The following is a 21,153-nucleotide window of genomic DNA, read 5'->3' as shown; positions in this document are numbered from 1 at the left end:
TCATTTCAGGCGCTTCGCGAAGTATGTCGCGGCCTTCTGGAGAATGGCCAGTTCCTCATCCCGTTCTGCCAGTTGACGTTTCAGACGGGCGATCTCAGCGGACATCTCCTGCTCGCGTTCAGAAGAAGAGAGCTGATTTTGCTGTTTGCTTCGCCAGTTGTAGAGCTGTGATTCATACAGGTTAAGTTCGCTGGCGGCAGCGGCCACCCCAATGCGTTCAGCCAGTTTCAGGGCTTCCTGACGAAATTCAGGCGTGTGCTGCTTGCGTGGCTTTTTGGTGGTTGATGCTGGTTTTGTCATGTGAGTCACTTCTTACTTGTGAGTTTACTCACTTAGTCGCGTGTCCACTATTGCTGGGTAAGATCAATGGCCTCGCTGACCGGTCATGACATGAACGCCGTGCATATCCAGGATCTTCTGGCGGTGGATACGTTTATTCCCCGCGCGGTGCAGGGTGGCATTGCCGGGGAATGTTCAATGGAAAACGCCGTTGGCATTGCGGCGATGGTGAAATCCGATCGCTTACAGATGCAGGCTATCGCCAGCGAGCTAAGCGCCCGGTTAAATACCCCAGTTGAAGTCGGTGGTGTGGAAGCCAACATGGCTGTGGCTGGCGCGTTAACGACGCCTGGATGCGCCGCTCCGCTGGCGATCCTCGATTTAGGCGCAGGATCCACCGATGCCGCCATTATCAATAACGATGGCGTAGTACAGCGTTGTCGCCGGGCAGGGTAATATCCGTGGTACTGAAGGACCGCGCAATGCGGTGGCGACCGGGCTGGTTTTAGCCGGAGAAGCCAAAAAATAGTGCAGAAAACAGCCGCGCAAGCGTTTAGCTGCGGGGTAAGTCAAAGAAAGGCGATGTTCTCTTTGATATCCCGGCGGAGTTGGGTACATAGTATCAAGGTGTCTCTCACGTGGTTAATTTTAAGGATAAGAGCATGCCAACAGCAATTGAAAAAGCCTTGGATTTTATTGGTGGTATGAACACTTCGGCGTCAGTACCCCATTCAATGGATGAAAGCACCGCTAAGGGAATTCTAAAGTATTTGCATGACTTAGGTGTGCCAGCGAGTCCGGAAGTTGTGATGGCAAGGGGTGAGCAGGAGGGATGGAATCCTGAGTTCACGAAAAAAGTGGCCGGATGGGCAGAAAAAGTCGCCTCCGGTAACCGCATCCTTATCAAAAACCCAGAGTATTTTTCGACCTATATGCAGGAGCAGCTCAAAGAACTCGTGTGAGCTGACTATCGAATAAAACGCTAACGGACGTTTCCATCTAAGGATGGCGGCGTCCAGAAGGGTTGCCAGTGACAGTTTTGGACTGCCGATTCATTTCTTTTCGTCAAATTAATGTCTATATATTTATTGAATAAATATATAGTTCATAACTTACTACGTTGCCATTACCGCGTCATTCTTAGATGATCTACATTTCATAAAACACTTGATTCCATTTCGTCTCTATTAAGAAAAATAAAATGTGAACGCTGTCAATTCTGTAAACGTAAAAGATAAATATTGTATACACGGATGTTTGTTGGCAAACAGGCAGATGGAAATCAGGATCTTTTACGGAACATTGTGTATGAAAAATAATATTGAAGAGACAATAGGTAAGTACTTGCCTATTTTAATGATATTACCTCTGGCGGGTTTGGCAGAGTTAGCTTCTTTATATTCAATCCAGGCTTTATTACCAAAGTTAAGTGAGGTTTATAATATCCCATTGAATCAGGTAGGGATGATTTTGTCTGCTGAGGTGGGGTTTCTGGCATTAGCCATGTTATTTAGCGGCACGTTATCTGACCGTTTTGGGCGAAAGCCAATCATTTTTTATTCGCTGCTGGCAGGAGGTATTTTAACTCTATTGTGCGCAACTGCATCATCATGGCCGATGCTGGTGGTATACCGCGCTTTGCTCGGCATTGCAGTAAGTGGTATTACGGCGGCCGTTACAGTCTATATCAGTGAAGAAGTCTCTTCTGCTTTGGCAGGGATTGTTACTGGATATTTTATTTTTGGCAATTCGCTAGGGAGTATGTCTGGTCGTGTGTTTGCAACTTTGATGATGGAGCATGTATCTATAGATACGATTTTCTTTATCTTCGGTGGTGTTCTGATTGCTATGGCACTCGCGGTGAAGTTGTTTCTCCCGACATCCCGACAGTTTGTTCCTACACCTTCACTACAGCTTGGTGCAGTGTTGAAAGGCGGGTTGGAACATTTTAAGAATATCCGCGTATCATTATGTTTTGTCATTGGATTTATTCTTTTCGGCTCTTTTACGTCCATCTTTAATTTTCTGGCGTTTTACCTGCATCGACCGCCTTATGAGCTGAGCTACACCTGGATAGGTTTGATTCCAGTTAGCTTCTCATTAACTTTTTTTCTTGCGCCATATGCTGCCCGTGTCGCGTTGAATATTGGGTCGATGAATGCGCTCAGTATGCTGATCATCTGTATGATGGTCGGTGCATTTCTCACGCTAATCGCCCCTTCTCTGTGGGTTTTCATTTCAGGTATCGTTTTACTGTCAGTCGCATTTTTCTCTGCTCATTCCACCGTATTAGCCTGGGTCAGTTCACGGAGTCCAAACGCAAAAGGACAGGCGACATCGTTTTATCTGCTTTGCTACTACTCTGGCGGTGCAGTAATGGGGTATTTAAACGGGTATCTTTTCTCCTGGCAGGGATGGAATGCTATTGCGGCATCATGTCTGATGATGCTGGGGATAGGATTATTTATCTGCCGGTTTATTTTCGCAAAATATGAGAAACAACCGCAAATCAAAAAACAGTCAGTTCAGGAGAGTTTCTGATTATAGACACGAAGTGTGTTTTTATACTTTCCATAATGGAATCATCATTTTTTCATTAATGTGTCACTATAGCTAAAAGCTTAAACTGTGAATATTTGGCTACCCGGATATTCGTTGCTCCAGGAATATATATGTCTGCTAAAATGCTGTATGAAAAATTAGTTGAGTCACATACCATTCGTGAACTTGATAACGAAGGACATGTTTTACTTTATATTGATCGTTCAATACTGAATGAATATACCAGCCCGCAGGCATTTAGCGGGTTAAGAGAACGCGGCCGCACCGTTCGGCACCCCGACACGTTTTTATTGAATATTGACCATGTTAATCCCACGCGGTCGCAACGGGATGACTTAATGACCGATCCGGGAGGACAGCTACAGGTTGATTACTTTCGGGAAAATGCCGCTGACTTTGGCATCACATTATTTGATGTGCTGGATCCGCGTCAGGGGATTGAACACGTGGTTGCTCATGAACAAGGGCTAGTGATGCCTGGCATGGTGATCGCCGCCGGGGATAGTCACACGACAACCTACGGTGCATTTGGCGCGCTGGGCTTTGGTATCGGGACGTCGGAAATTGAACATCTGCTGGCCACGCAGACGCTGGTTTACCGCAAGCTCAAAACCATGCGCGTAAGTGTTCAGGGAGAGCTACCTTTCGCCTGTTCCGCAAAAGATATTGTTCTTGAATTGCTTGAACGTATTGGCGCTGATGGCGCGACCGGATATGCCATTGAATTTGTGGGTGAGGCCATCAGCGCGTTGAGCGTTGAAGGACGAATGACGCTCTGCAACATGGCGGTAGAAGCGGGGGCGCGTGGTGCCATTATTGCGCCGGATAAAAAGGTTTTTGACTATATCTACGGTAAACCGCAAATGCCTGTAGGTGAACTCTGGCAGCAGGCATTGCTGGAATGGTCACAGTTGAGCAGCGATGCTGATGCGGTATTTGATAAGACGGTGGCGATCAACTGCCATGATCTTGAGCCTAAAGTCACCTGGGGAATCAGTCCGGATCAAACAGGTTCCATCACCGGACGTGTCCCTTTCCCGGAACAGGAAACCAATCCGCTTAAGCGCCTGGCGCTTGAGAAGGCCCTTCATTACATGGGATTAACGGCTGGCATGTTGCTGAAAGATATTCGTATCTCTCACGCTTTTATTGGTTCATGCACAAATGGTCGCATTGAGGATTTGCGTGCCGTTGCGAAGGTGCTTGAAGGGCGCAAAATCGCCAGCCATGTTCGCGGGATCATTGTGCCTGGTTCAACAATGGTAAGACGCCAGGCGGAAGAAGAAGGACTGGCGAAAATCTTTATTGCTGCCGGTTTTGAATGGCGGCAGTCGGGTTGCTCAATGTGCCTTGCGATGAATGAAGATGTGTTGTCGCCCGGCGATCGCTGTGCATCAGGTACGAACCGTAATTTCCCTGGACGACAGGGCGCTGGAGCAAGAACGCATTTGATGAGCCCGGCGATGGTTGCGGCGGCGGCGGTAGCGGGGCATCTGGTCGATGTTCGGTCATTACTTCAGGCAGGGGAATAAGATGGATACGTTTAAGCAAATCAGCGGGCGAATTGCGCCGATGCTGGAACCGAATATCGACACTGATGTGATTATGCCAAAACAGTTCCTGAAAGGGATCGATCGCCAGGGGCTGGATAAAGGGGTGTTTTTCGATCGTCGCTTTATGGCTGGCGGCCAACCAAATCCTGATTTTATTCTGAACATGCCGGGCTGGCAGAGCGCGACATTCCTGCTGGTTGGCCCCAATTTTGGCTGTGGATCGAGTCGTGAACACGCCGTATGGGGATTAAAACAACTGGGAGTACGGGGGCTGATAGGTAGCACCTTTGCAGGAATTTTCGATGATAACTGCCAACGCAACGGGATCCTCACGGTCTCATTAGATGAACCTGCTTTGGCGCGCCTGGCGCAGCTTGCCGCGAGTGCTGATACCAATTCTATCACTGTTTCACTCGATCGCTGCGAAATTACGACGGCAGAGGAAACGATCTCCTTTGTGATCAGTGAACTCAAACGGGCGATGCTGGCCGCAGGCGAAGATGCGATAGCCTGGACATTGCAATACTTGCCGGAGATTGAAAATTTTGAGGTTGCGCATTATTCACGGCGGCCGTGGTTAAAACGCCCTGCATCCCCGCGCGGTTAAGGAAGAAGACTGCAATGAAACTGGTTCAATATCTTGTGAACGGTGGCAAACGCTACGGCATTATGCAGGAAACCGGAATAATTGATCTCTCGCAGCGGCTTGGTGACAAATATCCCACTTTGAAATCTCTACTGTGCGCTAATGCGCTGACGGATGCGGCGTTATGGTGTGATGAGCCGGCGGATTATTACTACCAGGAAGTCACTTTTCTGCCGGTGATTGACGATCCGCAGAAGATCATCTGTGTCGGAATGAATTACGCCGATAAGCGTATTGAGTTTAATGAAACCAACCCGGCCCCAACCCTTTTTGTCCGCTTTGCGGATTCTCAGACCGGGCATAATGGCCTGCTGCTGAAGCCTGAAAATACCAATGAGTTCGACTACGAAGGTGAATTAGCCGTAGTGATTGGGCGGCGATGCTCCCGGGTCAGCGCTGAGGATGCTTTAGATTATGTCGCCGGATACAGCTGCTATATGGATGGTTCAGTGAGGGACTGGCAGCATAGCTGGTTTACGGCTGGAAAAAACTGGCCTTCGACAGGATCATTCGGTCCGTGTCTGGTGACCACAGACGACATTCCCGATCCCCAGATGCTACGTTTACTGACACGACTAAACGGGCGGGAGGTGCAGAACGAATCTACGGCAAATATGATCCATCCTATCGCTTCACTCATTGCTTATATAAGTACATTTACTCTGCTTTCCCCTGGCGACACGATCCTCACAGGGTCGCCTGGTGGAGTGGGCAAAAAACGCGTTCCACCGCTGTTTTTACACGATGGTGATGTTATTGAAGTTGAGATTGAACATATTGGAACCCTGCGCAATGTCGTCCGGGATAGCCGTTATTTAACATCATCTGTTAGCTGGCATGACGGGAGAAAGTGATGAGTACACTGATTGAATGCGGCGCCTCTCCGTTTATTCCGGGGTTTGCGCTCAAGGATGTTCGTCTGGAAAATGGTCTGACGGTAAGAGTGGCTATCGGAGGCAGCGGTTCACCTTTGGTACTGCTACATGGGCATCCGCAGAATCATACAACATGGCGGAAAGTTGCACCGACATTGGCGCAAAATCATACAGTCATTTTGCCGGATTTGCGTGGCTATGGCGACAGCGATAAACCAACGAGCGATCCGGCGCACCGTACCTATTCAAAGCGCACCATGGCGCAGGATATCGTCATGTTAATGGATGCGCTCGGCTTTTCCCGTTTTGCCTTCGTAGGGCACGATCGTGGCGGACGCGTAGGACACAGGCTCGCGCTGGATTATCCGGATCGTGTGACCTGTTGTACTTTTATCGACATTGCTCCAACCGCGACGATGTACGCCTTGACCGATAAATCCTTTGCTACGCGTTACTTTTGGTGGTTTTTCCTGATTCAACCTTTCCCGTTACCCGAAACGATGATTGCGCACGATCCGGCATTTTTTCTGCGTAAGCATATTTCTGGCCAGCTAAAAATAGAGGGCGCGACCTCGCAGGAAGCATTCAATGAATACCTGCGCTGTTACCAGAACCCTGAGATGATCCACGCGATCTGTGAGGACTACCGGGCTGCTGCGACCATTGATTTGGACGATGATGCCGCAGATACGTCGGCGCGTATCCGGTGTCCGTTACAGTTGCTGTGGGGAGGGCTGGGAACGGTAGGGCAACTATATGATGTGGTTGGTACCTGGAAAGAAAAGGCGCTAAACGTTCAGGGGGAAGCATTGCCTTGCGGACACTCCCCGCAGGAAGAGTGTCCTGAGTACTTTATCCAGAAACTTCAGTCCTTTTTACATTCAGTGTTATAACTCGGTCATCCTTTGCAACTTCGCACTGATGCTATGAAAACGACACCTGTAGGAAAAAAACATCGCCAGCCCCTTGAGGGCTGGCCTTCTGTTGAAGATCTTTTCGTTTTTGTCACCGTTGCTCGCAACGGTGGATTTGCCCGGGCAGCGCTGGAGCTGGGGTTATCTCCCTCCTATATCAGCAAACGTATCGCTATCCTTGAAAAATGTCTCAACGCCCGGCTTTTTTTTCGAAATAACAGAGTGATGCGTCTCACACCGGAAGGCGAAAATGCGCTGTGTGGGGCTATGCAGGTCGTCAGTGAAATGGATGGCTTTGTCAGTCGTTTGGATAATCAACGTGGTGTGTTGGCTGGTAATATCACCATCAACTGCTCATTTGGTTTTGGGCATAAATATGTCGCAGAGGCGCTGTCGTCATTTATGATCGCCTATCCTGATATTACGGTAAAACTCACGCTAACGGATCGTGAAGTGGATCTGGTGGAAGAGGGGATCGATATTGAAATTCGCGTTGGGGATGATATCAACGAATTGTATATCGCACGGCAGTTAGCCACTAATCGACGGATCCTGTGTGCTTCCCCTGAATACCTCGAACGCCACGGCAAGCCAGAGTCTGTTAGTGCGCTTGTGCAGCACGATTGCCTAATGATTCAGGAAAAAAACTCGGCATTTGGCAATTGGATATTAACGGACGGTAAGCAGCAGACACATTGCCGACTAAACGGTTTTCATTCTTCCAACAGCGGCAGTGTGGTGCTTATTTGGGCCCTGAAAGGCCATGGCATTACATTGCGGTCGGAATGGGATGTTGCGCAGTATATTGAACGAGGTGAGCTGGTTCGCGTGTTGCCTCAGTGGTATCAGGAAGCGAATATCTGGGCTGTATATACCCGGCGTTCATCAAGTTCTGATCGTATCAAAATCTGCATCGATTTCCTCACGGAGCATCTTGCACAATGCTTGCCAGGCGGTAAAGCACCGGGCGTACTGTGATCAGTCGGCGCCAACTGTCGTGGCGCCAGATGCTCTGACTTACGTTTACTGTTAGGTGTTCTTTTTGCCAGCACCCAGTAGCTTTTAGGGCGTTGCGTTGGTGGCGCGGTTTTGTTTCCGCTATCGTGGCGAAGTTATCTTTTATCCCACCACGAGGCCCAACCTCCACATAGATACCTCCATTATTACCGGATTTCTCACCTGGTTTTAACGTCATATTTTATCTCCTGATTTTTGGGTAACGATTATCGGAGGTTGAGAATTCTATTGGTATCGGCTGGATGGCATTGTAAGTATCACACACTCACTCCATAACAATCAGATTGATTGAGCGACTACTTTAGCTCAATAGATATGTGTTCATCTTAAGCGTATTATCGCAGGTTGGTAATTAAAATTCTTTAAAAAACAATACCATCCATCAATTCAATATGCTGATTTTTCGAGGTTTTCTCAAATTTAGTTATGCTTATGTAATGCTACCTAACTGACTAAAAGTAATGCTCTTTTCACACAAAAGCCTTAACAGAGGAAACGCAATATTACGTGACTTAATGCCTCTGCTCATTCTCATTAGTTATACCAATGTAATGTTTTCTCACAGCAAAAGAGAAGTAGCTACCTGTGCAGCATTATAGGCGGAAAATCCATTGGGGGTATCACCAAAGATGAAATAGAAAATTAATATTATTAATTAAATGAATATGAAATAGGTATTGTTCCTGTTATCGTTACAACCTTTTCTGTCATAACAATCTTCTCATTTTCTTTCTCGCATACTTGCTGAGCATGGTATAAATGTCTATGAGGACGTCAGTTCGGAAAGCATTCGTTCTGCATGGTATGCCTTTCGCTATTCTCAGGGGCGTGAAATGAAAGGGTGAGTTAACAGAAGAACAAGTGAAATGAAAGTTTTCTTTGATGGAGTCTATATAACAATATGAAATTGATAATAATTCTCCTTCTCGCGCTATTCCCGTTATGTTCATCTGCCAGCAATCATTATGCCCTTGTTTTTGAAAATAACACGATACTGCTTGTTTTAAATCTTAAATGTTCCCCCTGTGATTTAAACTGCGCAAATATTCAATATCACCTTTTCAATAAAGAGACGGAGTCTGTTATTTCAGGGGCTGCTAAGCCTGTGACAACGGGCATCGAAAATAATTTTCGCGGTTATATGATGCGTAATAATAATACGTTCTACACATTAATTGAATCAGATAATGAAAATGTATGGAATATGTCTGTTGAGGAGAAGGGAACTCAACAGAACAAAGATGCCGTGCAAAAAGTAAAATATCAGCTTAATGCTATTTTTGACAATGGTACATGCTGAATTCTGGCCTGTCTCAGGGATACGATCGTATCCCTGAATATTTCCCATCAAAACTCAGCAATAAAATTACTCTTACTAATATATTTTTCCAGCATGGCGGTATATTGTCGCCAGTTCCCGGAATCATTGATTACTGCATAATTTATCGATGCTCCCGGCGTTGGCGAGCGTGTTAGCGGCACATCAAGTGCTGTTTTCGGCGCAACCATGATATCGCCGATACTTTTCTTGTTATCCATCGTTAACGTTAAACTCATATACCACGAGGTGGGGTTAACTATCCGTATAGTATTCTCTTTAGCAATAAAGCGTAATTTTTTCTCCTCCGCTTCCGTTGGCGCTTTTAATCCGGTCGGGCGAATTAAAATTTTTAGCCGCAAACGAAGCGGTAATACCAGTTTTCGCGGGTGGTTTTTAATGTCCTGGGTGACTGGCGGTATCTGATAAATGTTTAGCCAGAAGAGACTCTCCCGGTCCGTTGCAAGCTGCTGGCGGGAGCTCAGGAGCAGGCGAAGCGTTCTCAGTTCTCCTGGCTGCATTTTAAATACCGGCGGCAGCGCCACCAGCGGCGTTTTGCTATTATCCGGAGAGGCGTCAATGTTTCCGGCGTCGGTCCATACCTGTAACAGCATCGGCGTTGTATTATCGTTGGATAATGTCAACGATTGAGCGACCTCATCTGAAGCAAAAATAATTCGGGTTCTGTCAATATTAACGGCAGCTTGTGCCGGGCCATACCATCCCGTCAACCCAAGTAGCGTTAATATGACTTTACTGAAAACTAACCACTGCCTGTAATTGCGCATTCACGCTTCCTGCCGTTACTGTTTGTCCGCCGATCGCCTCAAGCGAGGCAGTAAAATCACCGCTATAGGTTTCTACTGAACCGGATGATACCCGTGTGGTTAAATCTTTATAGCCATACCAGCCTCGGGCGTTGCCAGTGCCTGTCTTGATCCGATCGGGTAACAGGTTAATTGGCGTACCGGCATCGTTATAGATGCGGATACCCACTCCGGAAGCTACGCCAGGTTCGCCATAATGGGTGTCCAGTAGCCACGACAGACCGCCTGCGGATGTGGTTAGCCCCAGACGACGCGCCGCCGCCACGGCGGTGGGTTGATTAACGACAAACCCCATTGCGACATTAGCGGCGCTGGTGGACGGGAGGGCACTGGACACGGCGCCGGACTCACATTCCAGGCTGACGTGGAAAGGCGCCTGGCTATTGCCTCCGGCGGCTAATATGCCGACGGCGACAGGGGGAATTTTCACGATCGCAGGATAATCTGTGATTTTACATAACGCGCCGCGAACATAGGTGACGCTATTATATGTACTCCATGCCCCGGGCCAATAGCTGGGCCAGCCATAATAATCGCTGGCATGATCCAGTCCCGCTTTGATCCGCTCGGTAATCAAGCCTGGGCCTTTAAACGCGATATAACCCCGAGGCTGCGTCCAGGTATCTCGGTCCATTGGATTCTGGTAGGCAAAATATTTTCTTGAGTCAATTTTAAACATCTCATATAACACGTTGCTAAACGCGCTGGCAGGAATATAAATATATTTGTCATCCTGAAACCAACTGTCTGCGGTAAGTTGGCGTTCTTTCCAGAAACGGCTGTAATATTCGCCGGTACTGAGGTTTGTCATACGGACAGCAACATTACGCTCCACATCATAATAGGCGCCTTCTACTTCGGGAGTAAAAAATGCCCCCGCAAAAGCGCTATCGCCATTTGTCGAATACATCTCATAGAGCTTCCCGGCATCGGCGGTATCGCAGCGGTAAAGTACCTGTTTACTGGAATAGGGCGTGCCGGTGGCGGCCGTCAGGAAGTTACCGATCCCACTGGCCAATAGTGTGCCGGAGGGTTGAAATGTTTCACTATTACTGACGCTAATCACCGTTGGCAAACCGATATTACCGGTATTTGTGTCAGTTGCGCCGATCCAGTTTTGCGCCGTGTAGCCCGCTTTTATCGCCGCGTCAGAGAGCGCGCTCTTATCGGTGACTTTGATACATGACGACCATGTTCCGGCGCTGACGAACAGGCTGGTGATAAACAATAGCGTTCGGAAACTAAAAAGCATTGTGCTATTCCTTCTCGCAGATTTTGTTCAGATAGAGAAACGGTTCTTTGGTGTGAAGATCGAGTTGGTAGGCAACCCGGCAACGCTGGTTTGCCCCTGTTCCCCAGCGCACCAGTAGAGAACCCGACGGATGGGCGATACGGGCATAAATCTGCCCACTCTGGCCGACCATGCCGATGTTTGTGCCTTCACCGTTGAAAACATCAGCGCCCATTGGCGGTATGCCGCCATCCGGCATCTTCACGGAGATCAGCACCGCTTTGCCGCTGATAGTGGCGAAATTGACACGCACGATGGCGCCGGCATAGGGCACAATCTGCTGACTTCCTCCCGTCAGTTCGGCATCGCTGCGCATCTTACGGGTATCGAGCGTAACGTTATTGACGCGGTAAGGAGATAACGAAGGCAGAATGGCGTAACCAAAGCGATCAACCACAGCGCCCTGGCCATTTTGTACGATCGCGCCCTGCGCGCCATCGGCATGAATAAGCGCAAAGGTATCGCTGGTATAGGGTCCAGCCGTCAGACCGCCAGGGTGGAGTACCAGGGTGCCGGACGCGCCCAGTCCTTCCTGACGATAGTTATCACCCTGGTCATAGTTGGCGCGAAGTGCGCCAAACCGGGTGTTTTGTTGTAGATTACCGCCAAACGTCGTTGGCGCGCTGCTATCGCTATTACTATTGCGATAACGCTCGTAGCCGCCATAAACCGACCATGACAGGTCGCTGTTTTCACCGCTACTGCCGGTCATGGATACGGTTGAGGAACGGCTTTGACTGGACTGGTTATAATTCATGGCGACAGACGTTCTGTTTTCGCCCCAATCCAGCGGTATAGAGACATTAAACGACATTGTGGTTTCGGTATATTTTTGTCGGCTACTCACGTCCAGTGGTTCGTTAACGCCGTGATAAAAGCGATCGTAATCCCAGGTGGTGCGCTGTCGTGCGATATTCACCCCGTAGCTTATATTCCGCCACTGGTTGCTATACCCCATTTGTAGCTGTGTTATACGCGATTGGTTATTGTAGTAGTCTGCGGTGCTGGCGCTGAGGTTAAGCGTGCCCAGCCGTCCTAACGGCTGGCTTACCGTCGCGGACAGGCGATTGCGCTGATGCAGCGTGTCGGAGTAGTAATCAATCCCCGTTTTTGCTTCCCGGCGTACGCCGAGCACGTCCTGAAGATCGCGAAAGCCGTTGGTTGAATAACGATAAGCCGCCAGTACCAGGTTAGTGCCGGTGGTAAACGTTTTGCTGTAACTGAGTTCCGCGCGCCAGCCTTGCTGGCGATCGTTATGCTCTGCGCGCGCATTCGACCAGGTGGCGTTAAGGCCGAACGCGCCCATACCGGTGGCCCAGACGCCGCCCGCCAGCCATGCCTGGTAACGCTGCGCAATTCGTGAACCGAGGTTGAGGGTAATGGTGTTATTAACGCCGTGCTGGAACGTTCCCTCAAAGAAACGATTTTCAATATCGTAGTACTGACGAACCCTGCCGAAGGCCAGCGAATAGTGCCAGTTACCGGGACGTACCGAATCCGGCACGGAAGAATAAGGCACGGTGAAACGTGAGGTTTTACCGCTGGCCTCGATAACCTCTACCTCCAGATCGCCTTGATAACGGGTGTTGTACAGATCGTCAATATAAAATGGGCCCGGCGGAACGTTGGTTTCATAAATCACTTTCCCCAGTTGTTTTACTACCACGTGCGCGCTACTGGCCGCTACGCCCCGAACTTCCGGCGCATAACCGCGTTTGCCCTGCGGGCGCATCCGCTCGTCGGTGACTAGTTTAGCTCCGTTAAAAGACAGACTGCCGAATAAGCTGGAGTCCGTATAGCTATCGCCCAGCGACAGTCTACTGTTAATAGACGCGACAGGTCTTTGCACCCAGGTTCGAACGCTATTATAGCGCCAGGCGCTTCCGCTCTGGTTGCTATTGGCATAGCGCAGATTACTTTGATGACGGACCTGCCAAAGTCCGAGGTTAACGCCCATGTTTAAACCGCTCCATAAGTATTGGTAGCGATAATGGCTGTCGGTATTTTCGGTGCGGGTCCAGTTTGTGTTATGGCGTAAAAACAGCGCCAGCGCGCCGCTATCCCACTCTGAAGGGGAGATATAACCGCGCGGTTTGTGCGTAAGTTCGGTCATTGGAATCGTCAGCAACAGGCGAAGCGTGGCGCTATCAAATTGCCAACCGGCATGAGGCACCCACTCCCTGAGCGGGCGACACTCGGTCGCAGCGTCGGTCGCGGGGAGTGATTTTATCTGTGCTGCTTTCATCACCGATAAGGGCAGGCAGGGTTCAGCCTGTTGACCCTCTTTTACAGCATTAAATCGAATATTAGTGCTCGAGGCTACCAGCGTGCCATTAACGTAAACGTCGGCAAGATAGTCTCCGGAAGGCGTTTGCCGTTCATTAAAACGGGCAATATTTTGTCCGTAAGTGGCCCCCTGAAGTAGCGCAGGATCAAAATAATACTCTTCACCTTGCGCGGAGCCTGAGCAAACTATGGCGATCAATAGCGCAAGGCTTTTGCGGTTCAAATTAATGGTGGGGGACATCGTAGCTCTCGCTTATCCTTGCGCCCAGGTCGTTAACCAAAGTAACGGTGACTGTACCGGAGAAGGATTTGAGTGACCGTTTGCCCGGCAGCCACCAGGTTTGACTGGAGAAAGGAGCAATCATGTCAGCATCCAGGTTATACGAAGCGCCGTTCACTTTTACATTCAGGTTACTTAAAGAGGCAAACCAGGGCTGCGGATTAACAATAACAATACCGCTTTTTCCGGAACCCTTATTTACCGTTTTAATCTGTAGTTTTTTCGCCAGATTATCAGGTTTACCTAGCCCGTCAGGACGATAGAAAAGTTTTATTCTTGAGCGCAGCATCACCAACATTTTATTTTGCCCACTGTCGCTGCCAATATTCGTTGGTGGTACCTGTAATACGTTAAACCAGAATACTGACTCACGATCCTGCGGCAATTTTTTCGTGTTGTTATAAATTACACGTACCACCTGGCCTGCTTTGGGTTGAATACGAAATACCGGCGGCGTGGCAATGAATGGCATCGCGCTGCTATTTTCCGGGCTGGTATTCATATCGCCATCGTCAAACCAGGTTTGTACGATATAAGGTATTGCATCATTATTTTTTAACTGCACATCTACGGAGGAGGCTGTTGATGGGTAAATTATTCGGCTACCCAAAATAGTAACGCTCGCCCACGATGCTGTGGCGGGTAGGGCCAGCAATAGAAAAACTATTAAGTAATATAATGCGGAATGTCGGGTATCCATTTTCATCTCAACAACTCCCTGGCGATTGAAAATGGTCTGGCGTTTCAACGCCAGACCGTAGCGACAATTATTTATACGAAACGGCGTATTGTAGGGTGGCAGCGACTGTCCCAGCCTCTGCTTTCCCGGTAGAGTAATACCGCGCGGTATAAGTCGCGCTCGCTTCAGAAGCATTTGGTTCCAGCTGTAGGTCGCCGTCGCCAGTAAAGCCGCCGGTCAGATTGATTGGCTCCCCTGAAGTGTCGAGTAATTGGACTTCAACATTTTTCGCGCTGCCAGTATTACCCAGGTTACCGTTACTGGTGACCTGATTACCGACAAAGACAGTGGAAATTTTTGTTGTTTTGTCCTTAGAGCCGGTACACCCGGACAGCCCAATATCAAACGTTATTGGCCCCGCAGTTTTCCCTTGTTCTGATAAATCTTTAGTACTTACTGTTGGTAATAACACGACGGGTTTAGCCTGATTACCATTAATCACGACAGAGCATGTTTCATCAGAGACTTCCCCTTGAAAGGTGATGGTGTTATCAGAAACAGCCATCGCACTGCTGGAGACAAGAAGTGAGCCTGTGATCATTGCTAAATATTTTTTCATAGACATATGATAATGTTCCTGTATTAATCTTTACTTTTTCAGGACGAGTGCAATTCGCCCGAATGTTTCGTGCTTATGGAGGAGTGGTAAAAATAACGATCATTAACTCTATTTTTGGATGTGAGCTATACCCTCCTGACTATTGATAATGCGATATAAAACAAACAGACTTATTTCTCTTATCATGAAATAGAGCGATAAGCGCTTTCGTCCATACATCTCATTAGTACAACTGATAGTGTTATCATTTGATTGAGTGTAATCCGATAACAATTCTCTCCGCGTCTGAATAGATAGACTATGTTGCAATACAAACCTGCACATTTTTGCTATGTAAAATCCGTATCAGTTAAACCTCCCGATGGATAATACGATGGTGAGATTAAGGTAAATTTTCTGAAATGTGCTTCTGAAACAGTATAATTAGTCTTACTTTTTTCTTACTTTTGGCCTTTCAGAAGTTTCCTGAGTTTGCGTTAAGGTAAAGAAAAGTGTTCGGATTTACCTATAACTGTTTGATTTGTAATGTGCAGGTAATACTTGTGTCAATTATTGTTTACTATAAGTGAGACTTATAAGTTAAACTCAGGTTAATTAGGGGGCTGAATTCTTTTTTGAGCATGATAATATGTCGTCTGAATGATGGATGCAGTTACCTTTAGGATTGTCATGAATGAAAGCATATTTTTACTTGATAAGCGTGTTGTATTTGATAGTACGAAGATGACCTTATCGCATGGTAATGAGATAATCAGAATATCAGAAGCTGAGACCCATCTGCTTCTTGCTTTTTGGCATGGTCTTTACAAAAAAGAAGATATTATTCATTTTGTTTGGGAAAATCGTGGAGGCTGCGTCTCAGAATCAAGTTACTATAAACTCATTAATCAAATGAGAAATGATTTTAGTAGCATCGGTCTACAGTCATCTGACATCGTAACTCGCCCTCGGGTGGGGGTATCGCTGTCTGTTGCTATTGAACCTATAAAAAAAATCACCTCCCTAAAGGTGAGTGATGAAAACGTTAAAGGCACCCCGACTCGGGAGAACATATTTTACAAAATTAAACGTCACAGCGTATTTGTGGTATTAACAGGAGCCATTCTTCTGGCATTGCTCTATGGTGTATTTACTATATATAAAGCGCCTGTTCGTAACAGCCCTGATAGTTTTTTTACATATCTTGGCGAATATAACGATTATGCAATCTATAAAACAAAAGAGGATAAGGTCACATTAAGTGAAGTAGTTTTTGCTTTTAACTCTCTAAAAATTAAAATTTACCGGCAAAATGGACGCCATCTTTATTATATCAGGGAGCCTAACATGAATATTTTTCTGCAATGCTTAAATCCTGTTGAAATGGCGGTGCCAAAATGTATTACAGTAAAAGAACGTTACTGATTATATTTGTAATATTTATCGCCATTGTCGCAATCGGATCGGTAATAGCGCTTGAGTGGGTAAATCGTGACTCTTATAGAACCAATAATCTTATATGCACGACAAAATCAGAAGCGTATATTGAACCACGAAAATTGTACATGGATGGTGGACTTGTGCTGGATCTTAAATCCGGCAGGATTACCCTACACTACGATGTTACTACCGATACGAAAGAGAAACGGCTTTTTTTTCGTGATATCTGCATCAGCAAACTGCGCAGAACGGGTATAAAAACATTTACTTTTAAAGTCAATTCAGTTAAGACTTTTGAGTCTGATACTGCTGGCGATTTGTTTTCCTGGTTGAGACTGTTACAGCCTGGTACGATTAATGAGTTAAAGATGGTCAAAATTGGGAAAAATACCTACATGTTTTCGCTTAATCGACATTTGTATAATGTGTGTACCACCAGTAGTAACGTTGAGTTGTAGCCAATAATCCCTGTATTGATGGGAATTCGTTCCGTGATGGTTATGCCTCATCAGGCAGCGAACCTGGCATCTGGCTAACATATTGAATTTAGATATCTGCTATCGCTTATTTTAACGATAGTATCCTGCACCTGTTGGGTATTGATATTTTCTTGTCTATTTTCGGCACAGGGAGTGCCATCTTGCTATCATTAAGAACGTATAACCTATCTCTCAATATTGCTTTTCTATATTAATGTTACTTTAGTTATCCTATAAAAGCGTACAGTGGCAAAAGGAAGGCCGGTAAGAGGGCAATGATTTGAAAGTAAGAAAGCTATTTCTGATGTTGTTTATTGCCGTTCCACTGATCGTAATGATATTGGTGGGGTTACTCGCGGGTATCTTCCAGCTAAAACGAGATATCGCCGTCAGCGCCAATACGCTGCTGCGGTTTAGCGCGGATATATCTGCCGCCTCCTGGCAAGTCGCCGGAAAAGCCGCCAGATTGGCTGAGAGTTCCTGCACTGATACGCTGAAAGAACTGTCCAGAACGCGGGCCTTCACTCCTTATGTACGTGACATTGGGTTTCTGGAAAATGGTGATATCACTTGCTCCTTTGTCACAGGAACCGAACGCTATCATTTTTCCCGGCTGGCAGGGCTTTCCTTACCTGCTTCTTATCCGGAACGGTGGTTGCGATCTATCGGTAGTATGGCCGAAGGACCCGATCGCCTTGTTGTGGTTTATGTGAAAAAAGTAGCAGCGAATAAAGCGGCCTTCGTCATTGTGGATTCGCAGTATGTCCAGGAGCTCATAGAGATATTGGCAGCAGAGAGAGCATCAGCCTTTAGCCTGACATTCGGCGCAGGGGAGGCGATTACCAGCGCTGCGACGTTGCGCGGTAAGGCGTTTTTAACGCAGCGCTTCACCTCAACCGATCACACTATCCAGCTGATGGTGCGAACCCCTTTCTCAACGTTATCGGCATACTGGTTACAAAACCTTTTTATTTTTGTTCCGCTGTCATTGTGTCTTTCTGTAGGGATGATGTTGTTCTACAGGCGCTGGTATTTAAAACGTTTATCTCTGGCCCGGGAGATTGCCAGGGGAATAACGCACAATGAGTTTACGGTACATTATCAACCTGTTTTTAACGTTAAACACGGTAGTTGCGGCGGCGTGGAGGCGCTAATGCGCTGGCCGCAACCGGATGGCCGTTTTATAACTCCCGATATTTTTATTACCGCCGCAGAAAATGAAGGCATGATTATTCCACTCTCTCGTCATCTGTTCGAACTGATTGCTCATGACGTGATAAACTGGACTGTAACGGATGATTTCTATATCAGCGTAAATATATCGCCTGCGCATCTTATGGATGACGGTTTTATACAAGATATAGAGGCGCTCAGGACTCGTTTGGGAACGATAACGCTTATGTTGGAGCTCACCGAACGTAGTCTGATTGTAGAACCTTCACAGGTCGCAGAAAAACTTTCAACGCTCCGTGAAAAAGGCGTGTTAATAGCGATTGATGATTTTGGAACCGGCTATTGCTCACTCTCCTATCTCCAGCAATTACCTGTAGACTCTCTTAAAATAGACAGAACGTTTATCGATACCATTGATACCAGCAGCAATGATGTTCCTGTCCTGGATACTATCATTACGCTGAGTCAGCGACTGGGGCTCAATGTGGTTGCCGAAGGGGTCAGTACCCAGCACCAATTGCGTTATATCTTAAGCCACGGGGTAGGATTCGTTCAGGGATTTCTTTATGCCAGGCCGATGGGGGCTAATGACTTTATGAGCTGGCTTGGCAAGTCGGCCCAGAGGCAAAATGGTTTGCTCAAGGGGGAAAACGAATCTGCGAGCGGCCTGGTGGCTGAATAATACAGGAGCTCGCTACGGAAAAAAATTCAATAGCGCGATATATCCTGGTAATATGTTTATGCCGTGAAGAAACGTGATAGCACTGGGGCGGATATTTTTATGAGTCAGAACAATTATCTGATTGACAAAAGAGTTATTCTTGATTGTGAACGAATGACGCTTTCCTGCGCCGGAGAGTCGATAACGATATCTGAATCGGAACGCAGTTTGCTTATCGCTTTTCATGAAGGCCTTTTTAAAAAAGATGATTTAATTAACTATGTCTGGGGGCGCAAAGGTGTCGTGGTCTCTGATGCCAGTTATTATAAATTGATTAACCAGCTACGAGGGTCATTTGATAAAATTGGTCTTAAGGGGGCGTCTGTTGTGACTCGTCCTCGCGTGGGTGTTTTACTCTCAGTTTCCATTGAACCGTTGAATGATGAGGCGCAAAATACGCCGTTGCCTGCTGTTGCTGAAACAGAAGTATCGACGGTTGAAGTGCGACGCGATGACACTATTATCCCCCCAATACCGGGCGCTGTGAATAAAAAAGATTGGCTCTACTTTTGCCTGGCCGCGCTTCTGATGTTTTTTATGATGTATAAAGTTAAGGGTGAAAATATTGATTACTTTACCCTCCAGGGTTCGTATGATGGATACACTTTTTATAGTGTCGGGCATGATAAAACCCATCTGACGGATATCGTTGAAGCGTACTCTGAGATGAGTAATGAAATACATAAACAAAACGGAAAAATCATTTATTACATTCGCGTTCCTAATACAAATATTTTTGTCCAGTGTCTTAACCAACTTGATATAGCGGAGCCGAAATGCATTTCCATAAAAGAACGTTATTAAGCGTGGCGACGCTTGGAATGTTGGCTGTTTCAGTCGTACTGATGGTAGTTTGGGTACGAAACAGTAACCATAGTTCTATTAATACTAATGAATTTTTATGTACGACAAGAACGGTAACGACGATACAACCTAAAGATATCCATGCCGATGGCAGTCTTGTTCTTGATTTTAAGATGAAGAGAATTACGCTTCAATATGAAATAAAAACAAAAGATAACGGTGTAAAAATATTATACCGGGACGTGTATATGAAAAATTTACATCGAACAGCGCCTGGCGTTTATACGTTCGAAGTATCCCAGGTAAAAGTCTTTGCCACGGACACGGCTGGCGATCTGTTATCATATTTACGGGTTCTGCATCCGGAAGCGGCTAATGAGATTCGAATATCTAAAGTGGGTGAGAAAACCTTTTTTTATTCTCTTAATCGGCAGCTTTATAACGTTTGTACCGCGCAGTAGATCTGAATGTTGTCTGAATGTGTCAGAAAGCGAGTTGCGAAATTGCCCTCCGCAAGGGTAAAGGTTAACTCAATAATCAATTAAAATACATGCAAAACAATGAGTTATGAATTTTTTACTCGTCAGGGAGGTAACTGATACTCGCTGATAATCTCTCGCTGTCCGCCTGACGGATGTGATGCCAGGATCGGGTCTGAAGCAACTATGAATCCGCCATTAATAAAAAAGTAAGAACTCTGTAAGACTGATTTCATATCCATTATCGAATATATCAGGTTATATTACCTCCGCAGTTGGCATGACTGGTAATAAGCGCATTAGGTGCTCTTAATCTAAATGCTATTTGTGTGCCATAAGTTCCGGTACCGCCTTAATTATATATCAAAAATGGAGTGGTTTTAATGAAAAGACGGTCTTCGTTCCTTGTTTTTTTAGGTTTATTATTAGCGTCACCTTTAGCTTTGGCTAACGATCAGCACACCGTATCGTTTGGTTATGCACAAACTCATCTCAGTTCATTGAAAAATAGCGATAGCAAAGATCTGCGAGGCTTTAATTTTAAATATCGTTACGAGTTTAATGAGACCTGGGGGATGTTAGGCTCATTCACCGCGACGCGCAATGAAATGGAGAACTACACCTGGAAAGAGGGGAAATTGCATAAAAATGGTTCCGATTCTGTGGACTATGGTTCTTTGATGTTTGGACCAACATATCGTTTTAATGACTATGTGAGCCTGTACGGCAATGCGGGTATAGCGACGATGAAATTTAATAAACACTCAAAAGAAGACTCCTTTGCCTACGGCGCTGGCGTAATATTTAATCCAGTTAAGAGTATATCTATCGATGCATCATGGGAAGCAAGCCGTTTCTTCGCTGTGGATGCCAATACATTTGGTGTCAGCGTAGGTTATCGCTTCTGATATTAAAAGTATAAGCGTTACGTT

At 46.5% G+C, this 21,153-nt stretch carries 20 protein-coding genes and 3 pseudogenes; 16 read left to right on the top strand and 7 right to left on the bottom strand.

Going from position 1 to position 21,153, the window contains the following annotated elements:
* Complete coding sequence (locus ACLJZ5_RS07055) at positions 1-300, bottom strand: IS3 family transposase (protein ID WP_024798025.1); 300 nt, start codon at positions 298-300, stop codon at positions 1-3.
* Between the two features lie 66 nt (positions 301-366).
* Here ACLJZ5_RS07055 and ACLJZ5_RS07050 point away from each other — a divergent pair.
* The 9 genes and pseudogenes from ACLJZ5_RS07050 to ACLJZ5_RS07010 all read left to right on the top strand — a co-directional run.
* Positions 367-732, top strand: a pseudogene (locus tag ACLJZ5_RS07050) (diol dehydratase reactivase ATPase-like domain-containing protein); the annotation flags it as partial.
* Positions 733-808, top strand: a pseudogene (locus tag ACLJZ5_RS07045) (diol dehydratase reactivase ATPase-like domain-containing protein); the annotation flags it as partial.
* 109 nt (positions 809-917) lie between these two features.
* A complete protein-coding gene (locus tag ACLJZ5_RS07040; RefSeq protein ID WP_001573898.1) occupies positions 918-1,241 on the top strand; it encodes a DUF1889 family protein in 324 nt (107 codons plus the stop codon).
* Between the two features lie 340 nt (positions 1,242-1,581).
* Positions 1,582-2,820, top strand: a complete 1,239-nt coding sequence (locus ACLJZ5_RS07035; RefSeq protein ID WP_077914073.1) for an MFS transporter — start codon at positions 1,582-1,584, stop codon at positions 2,818-2,820.
* A gap of 131 nt (positions 2,821-2,951) precedes the next feature.
* Positions 2,952-4,373, top strand: a complete 1,422-nt coding sequence (gene leuC / locus ACLJZ5_RS07030) for a 3-isopropylmalate dehydratase large subunit (protein WP_024798023.1) — start codon at positions 2,952-2,954, stop codon at positions 4,371-4,373.
* A 1-nt stretch (position 4,374) separates the two neighbouring features.
* A complete protein-coding gene (leuD, locus tag ACLJZ5_RS07025; protein ID WP_000379343.1) occupies positions 4,375-5,001 on the top strand; it encodes a 3-isopropylmalate dehydratase small subunit in 627 nt (208 codons plus the stop codon).
* Positions 5,002-5,015: 14 nt separating this feature from the next.
* Positions 5,016-5,894, top strand: coding sequence for a fumarylacetoacetate hydrolase family protein (locus ACLJZ5_RS07020; RefSeq protein WP_000780210.1), 879 nt, complete (start codon positions 5,016-5,018; stop codon positions 5,892-5,894).
* Positions 5,894-6,808, top strand: a complete 915-nt coding sequence (locus ACLJZ5_RS07015; protein ID WP_000105592.1) for an alpha/beta fold hydrolase — start codon at positions 5,894-5,896, stop codon at positions 6,806-6,808. Before ACLJZ5_RS07020 ends, ACLJZ5_RS07015 begins: the two co-directional genes overlap by 1 nt.
* A 33-nt stretch (positions 6,809-6,841) precedes the next feature.
* Positions 6,842-7,807 carry a LysR family transcriptional regulator gene (locus ACLJZ5_RS07010; RefSeq protein ID WP_000859020.1) on the top strand — a complete coding sequence of 322 codons (966 nt, stop codon included), beginning with the start codon at positions 6,842-6,844 and terminating at the stop codon, positions 7,805-7,807.
* Here ACLJZ5_RS07010 and ACLJZ5_RS07005 read toward each other — a convergent pair.
* Positions 7,752-8,024, bottom strand: coding sequence for a hypothetical protein (locus ACLJZ5_RS07005; RefSeq protein WP_001675688.1), 273 nt, complete (start codon positions 8,022-8,024; stop codon positions 7,752-7,754). The two genes, ACLJZ5_RS07010 and ACLJZ5_RS07005, sit on opposite strands and share 56 nt — an antisense overlap.
* 723 nt (positions 8,025-8,747) lie before the next feature.
* Between ACLJZ5_RS07005 and ACLJZ5_RS07000 the strand changes: the two genes are divergently transcribed.
* A complete protein-coding gene (locus tag ACLJZ5_RS07000; RefSeq protein WP_024798022.1) occupies positions 8,748-9,146 on the top strand; it encodes a hypothetical protein in 399 nt (132 codons plus the stop codon).
* Positions 9,147-9,193: 47 nt separating this feature from the next.
* Here ACLJZ5_RS07000 and stbE read toward each other — a convergent pair whose 3' ends face one another.
* From stbE to ACLJZ5_RS06975, 5 genes are all read right to left on the bottom strand, one after another.
* Entirely contained in the window at positions 9,194-9,952 is a 759-nt protein-coding gene (stbE, locus tag ACLJZ5_RS06995) for a fimbrial biogenesis chaperone StbE (protein WP_024798021.1), read from the bottom strand.
* Positions 9,918-11,243 carry a fimbrial usher protein StbD gene (gene stbD / locus ACLJZ5_RS06990; RefSeq protein ID WP_000899100.1) on the bottom strand — a complete coding sequence of 442 codons (1,326 nt, stop codon included), beginning with the start codon at positions 11,241-11,243 and terminating at the stop codon, positions 9,918-9,920. The genes stbE and stbD overlap by 35 nt, the downstream gene beginning before the upstream one ends.
* Before the next feature lie 4 nt (positions 11,244-11,247).
* On the bottom strand, positions 11,248-13,809 hold the full coding sequence (locus tag ACLJZ5_RS06985; protein ID WP_024798020.1) for a fimbrial outer membrane usher protein: 2,562 nt from the start codon (positions 13,807-13,809) through the stop codon (positions 11,248-11,250).
* On the bottom strand, positions 13,793-14,554 hold the full coding sequence (gene stbB / locus ACLJZ5_RS06980) for a fimbrial biogenesis chaperone StbB (RefSeq protein WP_000781492.1): 762 nt from the start codon (positions 14,552-14,554) through the stop codon (positions 13,793-13,795). Before stbB ends, ACLJZ5_RS06985 begins: the two co-directional genes overlap by 17 nt.
* Before the next feature lie 61 nt (positions 14,555-14,615).
* Positions 14,616-15,152: a fimbrial protein gene (locus ACLJZ5_RS06975; RefSeq protein WP_000062033.1), complete on the bottom strand. Its 537-nt coding sequence runs from the start codon at positions 15,150-15,152 to the stop codon at positions 14,616-14,618.
* A 663-nt stretch (positions 15,153-15,815) separates the two neighbouring features.
* Here ACLJZ5_RS06975 and ACLJZ5_RS06970 point away from each other — a divergent pair.
* From ACLJZ5_RS06970 to ACLJZ5_RS06945, 6 genes and pseudogenes are all read left to right on the top strand, one after another.
* Positions 15,816-16,550: a transcriptional regulator gene (locus ACLJZ5_RS06970; protein ID WP_001005866.1), complete on the top strand. Its 735-nt coding sequence runs from the start codon at positions 15,816-15,818 to the stop codon at positions 16,548-16,550.
* Positions 16,523-16,823, top strand: a pseudogene (locus ACLJZ5_RS06965) (hypothetical protein). Before ACLJZ5_RS06970 ends, ACLJZ5_RS06965 begins: the two are co-directional and overlap by 28 nt.
* 501 nt (positions 16,824-17,324) lie before the next feature.
* Positions 17,325-18,899 carry an EAL domain-containing protein gene (locus ACLJZ5_RS06960; RefSeq protein ID WP_077914070.1) on the top strand — a complete coding sequence of 525 codons (1,575 nt, stop codon included), beginning with the start codon at positions 17,325-17,327 and terminating at the stop codon, positions 18,897-18,899.
* A gap of 99 nt (positions 18,900-18,998) precedes the next feature.
* A complete protein-coding gene (locus ACLJZ5_RS06955; protein ID WP_024798017.1) occupies positions 18,999-19,742 on the top strand; it encodes a transcriptional regulator in 744 nt (247 codons plus the stop codon).
* Complete coding sequence (locus tag ACLJZ5_RS06950) at positions 19,715-20,203, top strand: hypothetical protein (protein WP_000545419.1); 489 nt, start codon at positions 19,715-19,717, stop codon at positions 20,201-20,203. Before ACLJZ5_RS06955 ends, ACLJZ5_RS06950 begins: the two co-directional genes overlap by 28 nt.
* A 401-nt stretch (positions 20,204-20,604) precedes the next feature.
* Positions 20,605-21,129, top strand: a complete 525-nt coding sequence (locus ACLJZ5_RS06945; RefSeq protein ID WP_024798016.1) for an Ail/Lom family outer membrane beta-barrel protein — start codon at positions 20,605-20,607, stop codon at positions 21,127-21,129.
* Positions 21,130-21,153: the final 24 nt, after the last annotated feature.

Source organism: Salmonella sp. 5800 (assembly GCF_046558195.1).
In the GTDB taxonomy this organism is placed as follows: Bacteria; Pseudomonadota; Gammaproteobacteria; order Enterobacterales; family Enterobacteriaceae; genus Salmonella; species Salmonella enterica.
The sequence above is the reverse complement of the archived record's forward strand: the minus strand, read 5'-3'. Positions and strand labels throughout refer to the sequence as shown.